Genomic DNA, 15,797 nt, shown 5'->3' on the forward strand with positions numbered 1-15,797 from the left:
CCGGCTCATTGCTTCACGCTACACCACCCACGGGAGCTTCGTTGTAACCGCAAAACAGTGCTTTCAACCCCTAATTTCTCCATCCAGCCCCATAACCTTTCATTTACGGTTTTTTCTGCCTATCATCACAGTGCTTGGAGATATGCGTCTATTTTTCCGAGATTTAGTCAAGACAAAAGACGTGAGACAAGAGAACAGAGCCACCCCTGTCTTGCATCTCTTGTCTTGCATCTATCCTCTTTTATTCACTTAACCTTCACTCTCGTATGGGATATGTTTTTTTAACCCTTGTCGTTCTGGCCCTTCTGGTGGTTTTCATGACGGTCAAGGTCGTGCCGCAGCAAACCGCCTACGTGGTGGAAAGGCTGGGAAAATTTCTGGCGGTTCTGCAGCCGGGCATCACGTTTATCATTCCTTTTTTCGACCGCGTCGCCTACAAGCACAATCTAAAAGAAACCGCTCTTGACATTCCTGAACAAATCTGCATCACCCGCGACAACGTGCAGGTGCGCGTCGACGGCGTCATCTTTATTCAGATTGTCGATCCACAGAAAGCGTCGTACGGGATTGCCGATTACCGGTTTGCGGTGATTCAGTTGTCGCAAACCACGATGCGGAGTGAAATGGGAAAAATCGAGCTGGACAAGACGTTTGAAGAACGGACGACCTTGAACCAGGCGGTGGTTCGGGCCATCGACGAAGCCGCCATTGGCTGGGGTGTCAAAGTGTTGCGCTACGAAATCAAAAACATCACGCCCCCCCAGTCCGTTTTGAACGCGATGGAGAAGCAGATGCAGGCCGAACGCGAAAAACGGGCAGTCATTCTGCAATCGGAAGGCGAAAAGCAATCCGCCATCAACATCGCCGAGGGGCAAAAACAGAAGGTTGTGCTCGAATCGGAAGGGGTGCGGCTGCGGCAGATCAACGAAGCTTCGGGCGAAGCCGAAGCCATCAAGTCCATCGCCGATGCCACCGCCGAAAGCATCCGGAAAGTGGCGGCAGCGATCAACGACGAGGGCGGTATGGATGCCGTCCAACTCCGGGTGGCCGAGCAACTGGTCGATCAGTTTGGCAACCTGGCCCGCACCAACAACACGCTGATTCTGCCCGCCAACTTTGGGGATCTGTCTTCGATCATTTCAACCGCCATGACGGTGGTTAAACACCAGGACAAAAAATCATAAAGCTATGGACTTCATCACCTGGCCTCAGTTATGGGTCGTTCTGGGCATCTTGTTTTTGATTGCCGAACTACTCAGTGTTTCGTTTGTCTTCGCCTTCCTCAGCGTGGGCGCGTTCGTTACAGCCCTGGTCACCTGGCTGGGCGTAACACCGGAAGTCAGCGCCCAGTTGTTCGCGTTTGCCGCCATCACCCTCTTGACGCTGGTCACGGGCCGAAAACCGCTCCGGCGCTGGTTTGAATCGCGCACCCGAAAACAGGAATACGTCGAATCAGTGGGCGACAAAGCCACGGTCGTCGAAACCATACCGGCCTCCGGCGAAGGCCGGATTTTCTACCGCGGCACGGAATGGTCGGCGGTTTCGGACAACGACGAGTCGATTATGGCGGGGCGGGCTGTAGTGATCAAAAAAATGGAAGGCAGCCGGGTTATTGTTGCGCAGGTTCCGGTGGAGAGTTTTCAGTAGAAGAGTTTAAAAAACCAGAAAGTCGATACTTTTTGAGAATTTTTCTCAAAAAGTATCGACTTTCTGGTTAAATAATGATATTGCAAAACATTTGAAGTAAACGTTATGCTCATCGAATTCACCGTTGGCAATTTTCTCTCCATCAAAGACCGCCAGACTTTGCGGCTGGATGCGTCATCCATCAGTGAACACCGCGAGCAATTGATTGATGCTGGACGCTATCAATTACTCCGTAGTGCCGTCATTTACGGAGCCAACGCCAGCGGAAAATCTAATGTGCTGAATGCGTTGGGAACGATGCGCCAGATTGTAACCCAATCCGCAGAACGCTCCTCAACAGCCGCAATCGAAGTTGAACCATTCTTACTGAGTACCGAAACTGAGGATGAACCCAGTTACTTTGAAATACTATTTTTACTAAATGGCTTCCGGTATCGCTACGGTTTTGAAGTTGATCGCCAAGCCGTGCGGGCAGAATGGCTTTTTGAGTCAAAAAAGAGACAGGAAAAATCTCTTTTTGTTAGAGAAAACGATGCTATTGATGTAACGAAGGACTTCAAGGAGGGGAAAGATTTGGAAGAGCGAACCCGAAATAATGCACTATTTCTGGCAGTTTGTGACCAGTTTAATGGCATTATATCAAAACAGATTTTAAGTTGGTTTGGAAAGCTTAATTCCATTTCAGGTTCATCACATGAAAAGCTTAGAAGCCTTACAATTAAACATTTAGGAGAAAGTAAGAAAGCCGATCTTCTAATATTCATTAATGAGATTATTGGAATTGATGAAATTGGTATTGGAAATGAAACTTCTCCAGTAGAAAGCTCAACAAGACTTACATATGATTTCAAACAACTTTCGCCTATTGGATCGAAAAACAGTGATCTGACAGTAATTGAAACCTATCATCCAAAATATGATGCGGAAAAAAAGTTGGTTAATGAGGTTGTGACGTTTGATATGGATAAGAATGAGTCATCTGGTACAAACAAGCTCTTCGATCTATCTGGGCCTATTTTTGACACGTTGCAGAATGGTGGCCTTTTAATCGTAGATGAACTAGACGCCAAACTGCACCCTTTGATGACACAGTCCATCATTCGCCTTTTCAATCAACCCGAACTAAACCCGAATAACGCACAGCTAATCTTTGCGACGCACGACACGAACCTACTGACCGGTAAGCTTTTCCGTCGCGACCAGATTTATTTCACCGAGAAAGACCAATACGGGGCCACCTGTCTATATTCGTTGGTAGAGTATCAGGAAGAAGATGGCACGAAAGTACGCAAAGACCGTTCGTTCGAGGAAGACTACATTCAGGGGCGATACGGAGCCATTCCGTACATTGGTGATTTATCGAAAATTGTACCGGCATGGCTCGAAAAGCAAAAATAGACAATGCCGTACAGAAGCGGTTTGCCCGTCAGGAAACGAGCCGCAAACAGGATACGAAAGCGAAACGAAAATACTATCTGATCGTCTGCGAAGGGACTAAAACGGAGCCAAACTACTTCGAAGGATTGAAGAAAAACCTCCCCCTGGGTGTGGTCGATACTATAGACCTGGAGATTGAAGGAACGGGGCACAATACGCTGACGGTCATTGAGGATGCGCAAAGAGCTCGAGTTCGTTTAGAACGGTTTGGCAGAACTTTCGATGAAGTTTGGGCGGTATTCGACCGGGATAGTTTTCCGGATCAAAACTTCAACAATGCCATTTTTAAAGGACAAGCGGTTGGCATTCAATGCGCCTGGACGAACGAAGCTTTTGAGTTGTGGTATTTACTGCATTTCCAGTTTTTTCAGCACGGAATGTCGAGAGACCATTATAAAACATTACTGGAACGGGAGTTATCAGCCAAAATGGGAAGTGCTTATTTCTACCAAAAAAATAGTGCAGAACTGTTTCTGCTGCTGCAACAGCACGGTGACCTAAAACAAGCCATCGCCAGAGCAAAAAGACTGGAAGCTGAATTTGCCGATCGAACCGATTACGCCAATCATAATCCCTGCACCAAAGTGCATGAGTTGATCGAAAAACTGCTTTTCCCAAACCCAAACGACGCTACGCCGGGTGAGGCATAGCGTCGTTTGGGTGTTACTTGCTACCGATTATTTCATCGCTTCCGCCACCGGATCGCCAATGTTTCCGCTGGGTTCCAGAATGTGCAGGAGGGCCGAAACCGTGGAGGCAATGTCGGCAATGTGTGTCCGTCGGGTGGTTTCGCCGGGTTTGATGCCCCAGCCATAGAAGACCAGCGGGACGTGGGTATCGTAGTTATAGAGTGTGCCGTGCGAGGTGCCGCCTTTCCGGTAGCCTTCCAGCCAGCCAGGTTGCGTCACCAGGTACAGGTCACCGCTTCGCCGGGGATTGTAGACATTCCGAAGCAGAGGCAACCAGTATTCCGGTACGGAATTCGAGTTGATGTCGTGCAGGTTGAGCACGTTCTGGATGCCCGGATTTTTCAATAAGGCCATCCGCACCACTTCGGTAGCCTCGGCCACTTTCACTTTCTTTTCCCGCAGCAGGTCGTGGTTCAGATACACCTGTGAGTTAGAATTGCCAATGACCCATTTTCCGGGACCAAACGCGTCCGTGAGCGCCTTGTCGGTGGCCGCATTAACGTCTTTTGCTTCCAGAAAACCGCCCGGTATATTCAGGCTCTGCGAGTAGGCCGGGTTATCGGCGGCACCGTGGTCGGCGGATAGAAACGTGAAATAATTCCCCTTACCGACCTGCGCATCCAGCGCATTCAGCAGGTCCGCCATCACTTTGTCCAGCCGCAGGTATTCATCCTCGATTTCAATGGAGGTCGGACTGAACCGGTGTCCAATGGCATCGGGTGACGAAAAACTAACGCAAAGAAAATCGGTCTCGCTGCCTTTCCCCATATTCTCGCCTTTCAGGGCGGCTATCGCCATTTCTTTCGTCAACACATCGCCAAATGGGCTGGTGCGCAGGGCTTCGTATTTACTGCCGAGCGACGCAATGGCCTGGTGCGGGAACACGGCTTTGGGTTCCCCCGCCAGTGGATTCTCAAACGGCGTATCATCGGCCGTGCTTTCCGTGTATTGATCAATTGGCAAGGTGGTTTCCCAGGTTTGTGTCAGGTATTTGTCCGACAGCTTGAGGGCGTTGAAGTCCTTTGCCCACTGAGGCTGTTCTCTCATATAAAACGTGCTGGAAATCCAGCTTCCGTCTTTTGAGTCGAACCAGTAAGCAGCATTGGCGGCATGACCCGCGGGCAGAATCGCGCCCCGGTCTTTCATTGCAACGCCAATGACTTTCGAACGGCCCTGCGTGGCCACTTTCAACTGGTCCGTCACGGTCGTTACCAGCAGGTTGCGCGGAGACATCCGCCCGGCTGACGACGTGTTTCCGACCGATCGAACCGTCGAATCTTCGACGCAATACACCGTCCGTTCAGCGGCCCGGTCGTACCAGTCGTTGCCCACAATCCCGGAAATGGCCGGGGCCGAACCCGTGTATACGTGCGTGTGACCGGGGGCCGTGATCGTAGCGGCATAATGGTAGTGATTATTGCGGGCATTGAAGCCGTCCCGCATCATCCGTTTAAAACCGCCTTCGGAATATTTGTTGTAAAACCGGTACAAATAATCATACCGCATCTGGTCGACGATGATGCCTACCACCAGTTTCGGGCGGCTCAGGGAGGTTGAAGGGCTAGCTGCTTTTTTGGGAGCAGGTTGCGCAAACACCCAAATCGGTGCGAGCAAAAATAAGGCTAAACGGACTAGTTTCATGCCAATTGGAAGAGACTATGGAGAATGAGTCGGGTTATAAACCCCAAAAGTAGTGAACATTTCTGGTACGCGGGTCGTTAGCCGGTAAATGAATTGTTAAATGGTAACTTCCGCAATTTCGTTTAAACCCACCCAAATCGGCAACCGGGGCCTGTATTTTGCTGCGGCCATTCTGCTAAGCTGGCTGGGCATGCTGATTTTTCTGCTGAATTACCCGATCAATTGGCAAAATCCGCTGGTGTATGTTTTCGTGCTGGTTCAAACCCACCTCTACACCGGTGTTTTCATTACGGCCCACGATGCCATTCACGGCGTCGTAGCCCCCCACAACAGGCGATTGAACAACGCTATCGGCTTTCTGTGTGCCACGCTTTTTGCCTTCAATAATTACAACCGGCTCAGCCGCAAACACCACCTGCACCACAAACACTCGGCCACCCACGACGACCCCGACTACCACGACGGCAATCCCGGTTTTCTGGCCTGGTACTACAGTTTTCTGAAAGAATACATTTCGGTGCTTCAGATCGTCCTGATGGCGGTTACCTACAACATTCTGAAGCTCTGGTTTTCGATGGAAAATCTGATCGTGTTCTGGATGGTTCCGGCGGTGTTGAGCACGTTCCAGCTCTTTTATTTCGGCACCTACCGCCCCCACCGGGGTGAACACCACAACCCGCCCCACAACGCCCGGAGCCAGAAACCCAACCACGTGCTGGCCTTCCTGAGCTGTTATTTTTTCGGCTACCACGCCGAGCACCACGCCTGGCCGTATCTGCCGTGGTGGAAGCTGCCGGAAGCTAGAGTTAAGAGTGATGAGTTAAGAGTTAAGAGTTAAGAGTTACATACATATACGGATACTCATAACTTTTCGGTTTCAACTCATTTGTTCAGCTCGCTTATGTAATTCTACTGGCCTGATTCGCTGTAACATCGCCCCTAAATTATTCGATTCTTCTTCTATCCATTGATCCGACTGTATTAACCTCTGAATTAGCTTTTTTGCCTCATCAGAAAAGTCGGTAAGCTCCAGCCCTGATAATTTTTTGGCATGTTGCCATTTGCTATAATGGTTGTCTGAATTAACAGGCAGATGTCTATCTTCAGAGGCCGAAGGATATAGTAATTGTATTTCAAAACCCTTCGCATTCAGTCTGGCTTTCACTCGCGAATAAATGTGCAAACCCGCATCGTCCCAATCACAAGAATAGTACAATGGCAACTGGACTTTGTGATTAGGAATTCTGTCAATGGCTGCAATATTATTTCCTCCTATTGACCACAAATCAACCCGAAGTTTACGAGCAGTCTCGGGCAAACGCAAAAAATGGTAGTTTTCGCACAAGACCAACACTTCGGCATCATCGCATTCAATAGCTAATCGCCATTGGTTATCTTTCCTATCTTCTCCAGGGAAATTAACGTCAATTTTTAAAATAGCCTTTACAGCTTTCTTCAATGATTCATGGTCACCTAAATATTTTGCGCCTTTATTTTTAAAAAATTGGTTTGAGAAACTATTAAGGGTATAGGTATCGAAGTCCCGCAAAATATCTTCTTTTAATACAGCTATAGCCATTAAAGAGTCAATATCTTCGGAACGATAAGGATGGGTGCCTTCATCAGGGATATCATGATCATCGAAGAATTGCTGGAATCGATCAATTTTTTCTTTATAGTCCTCTTCATACCAGGCATTGTATTTTGATCGTAAGTATTCCGCTATAAAATAACCCTTTTCTGACCGTAATTTTGGCTGAATCCAAGATTTACCACCAATTAAGCGCTGTTTAATAAAGTCATTACTGGTAATCTGGAGATTAGTTTGCCCATCTGTGTACAACTGCCTTAACGCACGATAATGTGGCCATGTGAAATTATACCGATGGTCAAGCGGTAGGCTCTTCTTTGCCTTCTTCTGGTTCATCATCTTCGTAAGAATTATTATCAGATTTACTTTCCCCTGTTTCTTCGTTTTCTATATTATTTTCGGATGACTCTTGATTTAAGCTATCAGTTTCGTTGGGGTCATCCTGTACATCTTCATCCAGCAAACGGTCTAAATCCGCTTTGCTAAAGATTGAATAGGGGGTGTAATTGATCGGCTCTGAAGAATCCAAGTCACGTTGTAGCATGTGAACATATTGATCTCCTTCTTTAAATGAACCCACTAAATTGATAGACATCGAAATCAATTGGTAATCATTGTTTCGGGCAATATCATACAACATATCGTAGTTCGAGCCAAGTCCTTCCGCTTCGTCAATCGACATAAACCGTATCCCTTTTCTACGAACACGACCAATGAGTGATAAACGAGCGATGCAAAGTAGTGCAATAGCGGCATAAGTCTGTCCCGTACTCCCGTCATTTTTCTTTCCATTGTCAACTGAAATAATACTAAAGTTCAGGCTAAAGTATGAATTAGGGTTAAGCAAATCACGAATTTCAGGAGTAAAATTACGGACGCCACTGCAAGCCTTAAAAACAGCTATTAGCTTCTCCTCAAATGTAATTTGGTTAATAAACTGATCTGCAAAATCATGCGAAGTAGCTAACTCTCTTCTGAATTCATTAATCCATTTAATTGGAAAGGTTGCTGATTCTTCGAATGTTAATTTAACCCGATGTCCACCTGTAATATGATGTTTCGGGTCTTCGAAGAAGCCAGCTAATCTCTTTAAGTTATTTCTTAGTTTACGCCAATCTTCAACCACTTTTTCTAAAACTTCGCTGATCTGATTAAGTCGGCGTTTGTTAAGATTGCGTATATGATTCAACACTTCTGTTAGTCGTTGAGTAACGCGAACTAATGCCGTTTCTTCATCGGCATCAGGATTGTCAATTAATTTAGTAAATACATAATTGACAAGAATTACATAATCGTAAATTCCTTCTAGTTCAAAGGTATAATCTCCCAAGAATCTTTTAGCAACTCCCTTATATTCTGCCTCATAAAGCGATTCTGCTTTTGTATAATAATTCCAACACTGTTCAATACCTCCCAAATTTTGTTCTATAGGAAATAAAGGTAACTTGTCATACAGGGCTTTATACCTACTTTCAACTTTATTATAATGTTTTTCTGCGAGCTGACAAATTTTGTCCAAGTTTTCCCATTCATCCAAAGGCAACATATGCAACTGTCCAGTAAGCAAAGCGGTCTTTGCTGACTGAAAATTGATCGTAAACGGGAAGTCTGTTTTCGGAGCTTCCCACATTGGTCTCACGAAGTCGTTGGCACGTTCTCGAATATATTGCTCTACAAGATTTGCTGTGTTTACATATGGCGTATGCAAAGAATCATGATCCTCCGTGTGACTAATTAAGAGTGAAATATTTGTTTTGAGTGTTTGTAGATTATTCAGTGCGGTTTTGTACGTTTTATCGGCATTCTTATACGCTGCTTTAATACTCTCCCGGTTCGTATAGGAGTTATAATAGGTATCAAATTCCTTCTGACTTAGATGAAATGGTACGTAGTCGTCCAAATCATCTTGCTGATCCCGTTTCGCATAAGCATTTAGAATTTCGACCTTCCGTTCTCCCAACGCATCTATTTGCTCTCTCAATGCTTTTACCTTCTTTATCTTATTCCTAATATTTTGCAAATTAGTCCCTAGAAATTGACTCTGTTTCTTTAAAAACAATTGGCGATTAGAATGGGTGGTTAATTTATCAATAAGGTCATATCTAAATTGAAAATATTTTGACAAACCCTTAAAATTCAAATAGAACCCATTTGAATCTTTGTCTGGTCTTGAATTATTAACATGTTCAAATAATTCTGTTGGATTTGATAGATATTCGGTCCCAGTTTTAGCAAACGATGGTTTTACAGAATACACAGTCATAAGGCCGATAAATACACTGATATCATAAATATCAAAATCATATTCACAATGATACGCCCAATGACAGAGTGTGGTTGAATCATTTACATCACTAAAATCCCGCAATACCTCTGTGTTATATTTATCATCTTCTAACCCTTTTATGGTAACCGCTGACCACTCTACTCCCTGTTCCCAGCCGTTTACCCATCCTGAATTTTCATACTCCTGCCAACTCTCTTCAGAAACAAAAACTTTTCTAAGCTCCTGATGCGCTTCCCGAACACTCTTGGCCTCACTGTATTGTTTGTAGTGTTGTGGCAGCTCCTCAAAATTACTGTTCCAATCCACCATCCATTGTTTAACCTGCTGAATTTGGTGAAAAGGTGGGAGTTTTTCTGTATAAACCGTTAATGCATTTTGCTCCGCTTCTACCAATGGAGCTTCGCCTTTTTTAAAATTGGCACGTTGCTGTTGGCAATAAGCTTGCCAATGCTCCATCGTTTGTTTTGAAATCGTAAAATTTTCAAGCGCTTTATATAACTTCTGTTTCGTCAACCGTCGCCGTTCATATGCATCCTGAAGCAAGGCCAGATTGTACACGCGCTTCGCTTCTAAAAAGCGTTTTTGAGTTACCCGAAGCGCTTTTAACTCTTTTTCTTTTTCTTTGATTTGCTCAACTTCTGACTGATTTAGTCTGTAGTCTTCATCATCCCGTTCAACAGACCGCATCAATTCCTCATACTGCCGGTAGTTTTCCTGCCCTTTGTCGTTACCAAACAAAAAATCGATTAACTCCTTGGGCTTTTTAGGATCGAGCGATTTGCGACGCGAAAACGCCTGAATAATTTTTGCGTACGTTTTTAAAGACTGCTCACTGGAAGCCAGGTCAAAAGGTAACAACTCACTCCGGTACAATAGGGCGTGATACGCCTTTGTCGACGGATATGGTTTTACCAGAAGTCCTCTTTTTTCCAGATGGTTAGCCAATTCAGCGAGAGGAAGCACATCATCGTCCAAAAGGAGATCTTTAACCTTAATGGGATCGGCAAACGGAGTAAGTCGGCTTAAGTCATCTAATTCAAAACCTTGTTGAATGGCAAACAAACGGACGCCGTGATGAACATCTTCTATTTGAACGCCAATGACTACATACTCCCCTTCTGCCGTTTCAATATTCAGAAAAGCATATCCCAGCATGGCGCTGGGAAGAAGAAGTGTTTTGGGTTTTCGCTCATCGTCTAATGATTGCGTTGCAGAACGGTATTCGCGCGGCCCAACAAAAATCAGTTGTAGCAAATCGGCAATTATACTCTTACCGGCCCCACTTTCACCAATAAAGTCGGTACGCAATTGATGGAGTAAATAGTCTGCATTCTGATGGTGACGGATATTCAGCGTATGCAGACTATGCAGGCGTGGAAAATCTTTCATGACTATGAGTTATTCAGTGGTCTGCCACCGACCAATCACATTAATAGGGTCCCCGTAAACCAGCGTTAGCCGACCAAAAGCCGGTAAGGGCTCGAAGTAGTCGTTTTCCAATAGTATCCAGCCGATACGCCCAAACTCACGCATAGCAGCTAAGACAATTCCGTTCAATTTATCATCGTCCATCTCGCTCGGTTTTTTCCGGGTTACCTGAGCTAGTTTTTCGTAAATCAACGGTTTCAGGTCTTCATACTCTTCACGAAGCATTTTTTGAAAACGCCTGACCGAATCGAGTTCGATTTGCAAATCGTTGTAGATTACTTTGTAGAGCAAAAAACCAACAATGATGTGTTCAGGAGCCAAAAAATACCGGTGTTCAGCGACAATGCTCCCGCGCGAATTAGCTTCTACAAAGTCAAGGTAGAAATAGCGATCCGAACCGTTCTGGCTTCGTTCAAGCTTTACTTCGAAGAGTCTCTCGTAATAATTTGATAAATCGGTGTGATTCTTATCCACAAAGAAATAGAAGTCAGGATTCAGCTTTTCCTGAATGTGTAACCCGTCCTTGAGTGCATAATCTAATTTTCCAAAAAACCGTTCGGCCTCGGGTGTGGTCAGGAAAGCGTATCCGTTTGACGCTTTTGTACGATCATCTGCCATGATGAAAGGGAAGGTTGTGTTTTGTATTCAACAAGTGTTTGATTGTCGACAGAAAGGCTGTAGTGCGGGTTATTGGTAAACTGCCGGAAGACTCTATACGCAACCCGCACGGCTAAATCCACATCGTTGTTTTCTTCAATCAATATTGCTTGGAAAAAAGAATCGAATTGCGCTTCACCCTGTTGTTGAACCAATTGTTCGAAGCGACCTACCCAGCGCTCTACAACGCTTTGCCGACGAATCCGTTCGGCAGAAGTCGCAAAAGCATTTCGGCGGTCTGACTGGTTTTGCTGTGACTTCTGAGCAATAGAAAACCTTTTAGTAGGAAATTCTTTCCGCTCAATGATGGGTAATGAGGGTGTGCTAATGTGAATCAATAGTGGATGTATATTCTCCGGTAATTGAAGCTGTCGACGGCCAGAACTGTCACGGACAAACTCACTCTCAACTAATAAATGACGCAGAAAACGTTCAACTCGCCCATTAAACAGGGGTTGATTCAAGGTTCCAAAAAGTTGCCTCAATTTGGGTTGGATGCGATCAATCCGTCGATCAACGATCCGCAAATCACGGAGCATTTCCGCAAAAAAGACAAATGCATTATCAATTGGCTCCTGAAGGGAGGGCCATTGGTTATTCGCTTGAAGTTCGTCCAGATGGATCTTGATGCGGTCGATTTCGTGAAAAGCCGCCGTTAGTTCTTTATTCTGCTCTCGTATCTCGTCAAGCCGCTGAACAACTTGTTCGAGTGCCTGTTGAATTGAAGCGTCACTTCGGTAGGCATGTTTTCGCAATTCATCGACCGACTCCTGAATCTGTCGTTCCAGGAAATCAATCTGGCCTTTCATTCGAGGCTGGAAAGCAGGCAGGTTCGTTGCAAACCAGAATTCGTATCCTTCTACTGTGTGAGCACCTTCCAGGTCGCGACGCAATTTGGCACAAATCTGCTCAATTTCGGTTGGATTAAATGTATTGAGTAGCACATCATAGGCACGCTGGCAAAACTCGATGGCGTAATTTTTAAAGGAGTAAACCTGAAGTTGTTCGTCATACCGCAGGAAAAACTCGTTTAAATCGCTGATCTTATTGGCATAGTCCTGCCACTGTTGCCGGTTATGCCCAAACAATTCACGAAACGCTTGGTTGATGGTATCTTCCTTAAATGTCTTTGCCGGAAACGCTCCACTCAAATGCCGATCATAAAGCCACATGACCACCATTCCGAGTTGAGGATCAGGATACAGCAGTTTATACGTGCGAAGATTATCTCGTTGGAGGGTCCCAAGAAAATCAAAATCATCTGTCATGCCTAAATGTAGATGAACAACATACATTTAGCAACATTCCAACATAGATTTATATTTTACTATTTAGGCAACGGTAATTCTACTCAAAATTGAACAGTGTATCCAGCCAAGTTATGAACCGTTGACACAAGTCAGAATTATGGGTGAGGTAGGTCTTCGTAATAGCCAGGCCCATTGGCGTACCAGGTGACTCCTGCCAGGCCAACCAGGTATAGATCAAAGCTTTGCTTTTGTGGATTGATTTATACTTATTGAGATTACTCACTTCTAACTCCGTGAGAATCCGGCTAGCTTCTAGTATAAGCCCATCATCAGGTGGAATCAGTGAAGCAACAAAGTGTTCCAGCATTCCCGGTTGCTGAAGATTATCTGGCATTAACCAGACACCAATTCGGGGGTTTCTTCCACTGGCCGGAATGATCGTCCCATCTCTTCGTACATGTTCAGGCACCGCATAGCCTTGCTCAAGCATGAAATGACGCAGACTTTGCCAGCGGGAGTCTAATTGGTCGTCAGCATCGACAACTACACCAATAACATCTTGCCGGTTTTTAATCAACGAAAGCAACTTATCAGCTATGTTGTCAACTCCCTTACAATCAACAATTTCAAAATTATCGGGTAATTGATAGCGATCCCTAATATTTGCGATGACATGCAAATCATCATTCCCTTCAACTAATAGCTTCTTAGTCCAACGACTACGGTTTTTGTAAGTACTCATCGGGGGTCTACCTGGACGCGGGTTGTAGCCTGAATTTCGTCAGCATTGTATAAGGTTGCCTCAATATCTCCTTCGTAATTATCAAGGCGAATCATACAACCCGATTCTTTGGGATATCGTCCACTGTTTAGAATAGCAGAAAACGCATCAATACAGTCGTAGCTGTGGGTCGTCGCAAACACCTGAATATTCAGCCGCTCCGCTACACTGAAAATAACCTCCCACAGTTTCTCCTGAACCGAATAGTGCAGGCCATTCTCAAATTCATCAATAAGAAAATAGCCATTTTCACAATTAACCATCGCCAGAATAATGGTCAGGATCCGGTTGATCCCATCACCCATTGAGCGCAGCGGCACAACGTCATTAGATGACTTTAGTTTGACAACTGGAACACGCTCACGTTCCCGCTCGTTACGAAACGTGATTCTATCAATATCCGACTCAATTATTTTGAGCGCATTAACAACCTCATCCTCGCTTTCAGTCAATGCTATTTTATCCCAGAGCGCTCCGTTGATCTCTCTCTCAATATTTTTTGTCTTCACAAACTGATAGCTCGCTAGGCTATCATCCAATGAAGAAATTTGGAGTGAATTCAATCCACGCGCGGTTCGATCAATATTTCTAAAAGGAGTGATAACAGTAGATTGATTGAATCGTACCTCTATCCCTAATAAAGCTTCTGGATCATCTGTATCATCCGGCAATGATATTCGTCTCCTGTGCACTGGTCCTGATAATTTCTCATCAGTATCTAAATAATCATATTTCTCCAGGAAACGGACAAATCTTAAACCAATACGGTTTACTGAAGCCGTTTCAGGGCCAAATAAGGTGCTTTCGTGCTCTCCTATTAGTATGGTGCTTTTTTGATTGAATTGAGCAGCTCGTCCTGTAAATAAAGCAGCTAATGTTTTTAATATTGTTATCTCTTTTGCGACTTCGGAATTACGACGCTCTGTATCTTCAGCACGGATATAGTTTTCACCTCTTTCGTTTAGTAGTTGAAATAAAAAATCAATGCTACCGCGATTGATATGTATTGCAACTGCTTCCAACACCGATGTCTTGCCCGTATTATTTTTCCCTAACAGCAAATTCACTCTCCCCAGTCGCTCTATGGTGAGGTGCCGTAAATTGCGATAGTTATGAATTTCTAAAGATCGTAGCATCGATTGAATAGTGCTGAATGACCAAAACTACAGCTTTTCAATTAATTCTGTGAATTAAATAAAAAAGTCACTGTTGTATAGAGCAGTTCTTGAGCAACTATTTACTCCGCTCAATCGTGTATTGCACCAACTGCTCCAATGAGGTCCGGTAGCGGGAGTCGGGCAGGGTGAACAGGAGGGCTTTGGCTTCGTCGACGTAGCGGGTCATAACCGTCGTGGCGTATTGAATACCGCCCGATTTCTTCACAAAATCAATGACTTCGGCGACGCGTTTTGGGTTTTCACTTTCATTCTTAACGATGTTGATCATCCGCCGTTTTTCGACCCATTTCGCGTTGTTCAGCGCGTAAATCAACGGCAGCGTCATCTTCTTTTCCTTGATGTCGATCCCGAGCGGTTTGCCCACTTCTTCTTCCCCGTAATCGAACAAATCGTCTTTGATCTGGAAAGCAATCCCCACTTTTTCGCCGAATAGTCGGGCGGTTTCGATCATTTCGGCCGTCGCATCCACCGAGCGGGCGCCCACGGCACAACAGGCTGAAATCAGCGATGCGGTTTTCTGGCGGATGATTTCGTAGTAAACCGCTTCCGTAATGTCCAGCCGCCGGGCTTTTTCGATCTGGAGCAATTCACCCTCGCTGATCTCACGAACGGCCTTTGAGACAATTTTCAGCAAATCATAATCGCCGTTGTCGACCGACAGCAGCAGCCCCCGCGAGAGCAGGTAATCGCCCACCAGAACGGCAATTTTGTTCTTCCAAAGGGCATTGATGGAGAAAAAACCGCGACGGTAGTTGGAGTCATCGACCACATCGTCGTGAACGAGCGTCGCCGTGTGCAGCAGTTCGATGAGGGCCGCGCCCCGGTGAGTCGATTCGGTGACGGTTCCGCAAACCCCGGCCGTCAGAAAAACGAACATGGGCCGAAGCTGTTTGCCCTTCCGGCGCACGATGTAGTTCATGATCTGGTCCAGAAGCATGACTTCGCTTTTCATAAACTGCCGGAATTTGTGCTCAAATGTTTCCATTTCGGCAGCAATCGGCGCTTGTATGTCCCGGATCGATAGTGGCATCATTCACATCAGTTCATCGGGTTGGATGAACCGCATTCAGGGCGCAAGTATACCACTCAAACGCGAGATCAGGACAAAACTTCGTAAAAACTTCGCGCCGGTTGCAAGATTGGCTCTAAAAATGTAATGTTACGGTCAGTAAAAAATACGGCTAATTTCAAATGTAAAATGATAAATATTA

13 protein-coding genes are annotated in these 15,797 nt (G+C 45.3%); 5 read left to right on the forward strand and 8 right to left on the reverse strand.

Going from position 1 to position 15,797, the window contains the following annotated elements:
- Positions 1 to 266 precede the first annotated feature (266 nt).
- From ACO064_RS04155 to ACO064_RS04170, 4 genes are all read left to right on the forward strand, one after another.
- Positions 267 to 1,184, forward strand: a complete 918-nt coding sequence (locus ACO064_RS04155; protein ID WP_421826144.1) for an SPFH domain-containing protein — start codon at positions 267 to 269, stop codon at positions 1,182 to 1,184.
- A 4-nt stretch (positions 1,185 to 1,188) separates the two neighbouring features.
- Positions 1,189 to 1,647, forward strand: a complete 459-nt coding sequence (locus ACO064_RS04160) for an NfeD family protein (RefSeq protein ID WP_421826145.1) — start codon at positions 1,189 to 1,191, stop codon at positions 1,645 to 1,647.
- Positions 1,648 to 1,752: 105 nt separating this feature from the next.
- Positions 1,753 to 3,045 carry an AAA family ATPase gene (locus ACO064_RS04165; RefSeq protein ID WP_421826146.1) on the forward strand — a complete coding sequence of 431 codons (1,293 nt, stop codon included), beginning with the start codon at positions 1,753 to 1,755 and terminating at the stop codon, positions 3,043 to 3,045.
- Entirely contained in the window at positions 3,024 to 3,734 is a 711-nt protein-coding gene (locus ACO064_RS04170; RefSeq protein ID WP_421826147.1) for an RloB family protein, read from the forward strand. The genes ACO064_RS04165 and ACO064_RS04170 overlap by 22 nt, the downstream gene beginning before the upstream one ends.
- A gap of 27 nt (positions 3,735 to 3,761) precedes the next feature.
- Here the strand turns inward: ACO064_RS04170 and pafA are convergent, their stop codons facing one another.
- Positions 3,762 to 5,414, reverse strand: coding sequence for an alkaline phosphatase PafA (gene pafA, locus ACO064_RS04175; RefSeq protein ID WP_421826148.1), 1,653 nt, complete (start codon positions 5,412 to 5,414; stop codon positions 3,762 to 3,764).
- Positions 5,415 to 5,514: 100 nt separating this feature from the next.
- On the opposite strand from pafA, the gene ACO064_RS04180 reads away from it, so the two are divergent.
- Entirely contained in the window at positions 5,515 to 6,252 is a 738-nt protein-coding gene (locus ACO064_RS04180) for a fatty acid desaturase (RefSeq protein ID WP_421826149.1), read from the forward strand.
- Between the two features lie 39 nt (positions 6,253 to 6,291).
- Here the strand turns inward: ACO064_RS04180 and ACO064_RS04185 are convergent, their stop codons facing one another.
- The 7 genes from ACO064_RS04185 to ACO064_RS04215 all read right to left on the reverse strand — a co-directional run bounded on the left by ACO064_RS04185 (position 6,292) and on the right by ACO064_RS04215 (position 15,616).
- Positions 6,292 to 7,344 (reverse strand): hypothetical protein, encoded by a 1,053-nt coding sequence (locus tag ACO064_RS04185; RefSeq protein WP_421826150.1) that lies wholly within the window; start codon positions 7,342 to 7,344, stop codon positions 6,292 to 6,294.
- Complete coding sequence (locus tag ACO064_RS04190; protein WP_421826151.1) at positions 7,304 to 10,681, reverse strand: hypothetical protein; 3,378 nt, start codon at positions 10,679 to 10,681, stop codon at positions 7,304 to 7,306. Before ACO064_RS04190 ends, ACO064_RS04185 begins: the two co-directional genes overlap by 41 nt.
- Positions 10,682 to 10,690: 9 nt before the next feature.
- Positions 10,691 to 11,338 (reverse strand): condensin complex protein MksE, encoded by a 648-nt coding sequence (locus ACO064_RS04195; protein ID WP_421826152.1) that lies wholly within the window; start codon positions 11,336 to 11,338, stop codon positions 10,691 to 10,693.
- On the reverse strand, positions 11,293 to 12,645 hold the full coding sequence (locus ACO064_RS04200; RefSeq protein ID WP_421826153.1) for a hypothetical protein: 1,353 nt from the start codon (positions 12,643 to 12,645) through the stop codon (positions 11,293 to 11,295). The genes ACO064_RS04195 and ACO064_RS04200 overlap by 46 nt, the downstream gene beginning before the upstream one ends.
- A gap of 79 nt (positions 12,646 to 12,724) precedes the next feature.
- Positions 12,725 to 13,369: a DUF3226 domain-containing protein gene (locus ACO064_RS04205; protein WP_421826154.1), complete on the reverse strand. Its 645-nt coding sequence runs from the start codon at positions 13,367 to 13,369 to the stop codon at positions 12,725 to 12,727.
- A complete protein-coding gene (locus ACO064_RS04210; protein WP_421826155.1) occupies positions 13,366 to 14,544 on the reverse strand; it encodes an AAA family ATPase in 1,179 nt (392 codons plus the stop codon). Before ACO064_RS04210 ends, ACO064_RS04205 begins: the two co-directional genes overlap by 4 nt.
- Before the next feature lie 97 nt (positions 14,545 to 14,641).
- Positions 14,642 to 15,616 carry a polyprenyl synthetase family protein gene (locus ACO064_RS04215; RefSeq protein WP_421830989.1) on the reverse strand — a complete coding sequence of 325 codons (975 nt, stop codon included), beginning with the start codon at positions 15,614 to 15,616 and terminating at the stop codon, positions 14,642 to 14,644.
- Between the last annotated feature and the right edge of the window lie 181 nt (positions 15,617 to 15,797).

The sequence above is a fragment of the Larkinella sp. genome, from assembly GCF_965227735.1.
In the GTDB taxonomy this organism is placed as follows: domain Bacteria; phylum Bacteroidota; class Bacteroidia; order Cytophagales; family Spirosomataceae; genus Larkinella.

What these genes read in the sequence shown, in the direction of transcription:
- ACO064_RS04165 (WP_421826146.1), top strand. Translation starts at nt 1,753, where the DNA reads ATGCTCATCGAATTCACCGTTGGCAATTTTCTCTCCATCAAAGACCGC.
- pafA (WP_421826148.1), bottom strand. Translation starts at nt 5,414, where the DNA reads ATGAAACTAGTCCGTTTAGCCTTATTTTTGCTCGCACCGATTTGGGTG.
- ACO064_RS04185 (WP_421826150.1), bottom strand. Translation starts at nt 7,344, where the DNA reads ATGATGAACCAGAAGAAGGCAAAGAAGAGCCTACCGCTTGACCATCGG.
- ACO064_RS04170 (WP_421826147.1), top strand. Translation starts at nt 3,024, where the DNA reads ATGGCTCGAAAAGCAAAAATAGACAATGCCGTACAGAAGCGGTTTGCC.
- ACO064_RS04215 (WP_421830989.1), bottom strand. Translation starts at nt 15,616, where the DNA reads ATGCCACTATCGATCCGGGACATACAAGCGCCGATTGCTGCCGAAATG.
- ACO064_RS04195 (WP_421826152.1), bottom strand. Translation starts at nt 11,338, where the DNA reads ATGGCAGATGATCGTACAAAAGCGTCAAACGGATACGCTTTCCTGACC.
- ACO064_RS04190 (WP_421826151.1), bottom strand. Translation starts at nt 10,681, where the DNA reads ATGAAAGATTTTCCACGCCTGCATAGTCTGCATACGCTGAATATCCGT.
- ACO064_RS04210 (WP_421826155.1), bottom strand. Translation starts at nt 14,544, where the DNA reads ATGCTACGATCTTTAGAAATTCATAACTATCGCAATTTACGGCACCTC.
- ACO064_RS04155 (WP_421826144.1), top strand. Translation starts at nt 267, where the DNA reads ATGGGATATGTTTTTTTAACCCTTGTCGTTCTGGCCCTTCTGGTGGTT.
- ACO064_RS04200 (WP_421826153.1), bottom strand. Translation starts at nt 12,645, where the DNA reads ATGACAGATGATTTTGATTTTCTTGGGACCCTCCAACGAGATAATCTT.
- ACO064_RS04180 (WP_421826149.1), top strand. Translation starts at nt 5,515, where the DNA reads ATGGTAACTTCCGCAATTTCGTTTAAACCCACCCAAATCGGCAACCGG.
- ACO064_RS04205 (WP_421826154.1), bottom strand. Translation starts at nt 13,369, where the DNA reads ATGAGTACTTACAAAAACCGTAGTCGTTGGACTAAGAAGCTATTAGTT.
- ACO064_RS04160 (WP_421826145.1), top strand. Translation starts at nt 1,189, where the DNA reads ATGGACTTCATCACCTGGCCTCAGTTATGGGTCGTTCTGGGCATCTTG.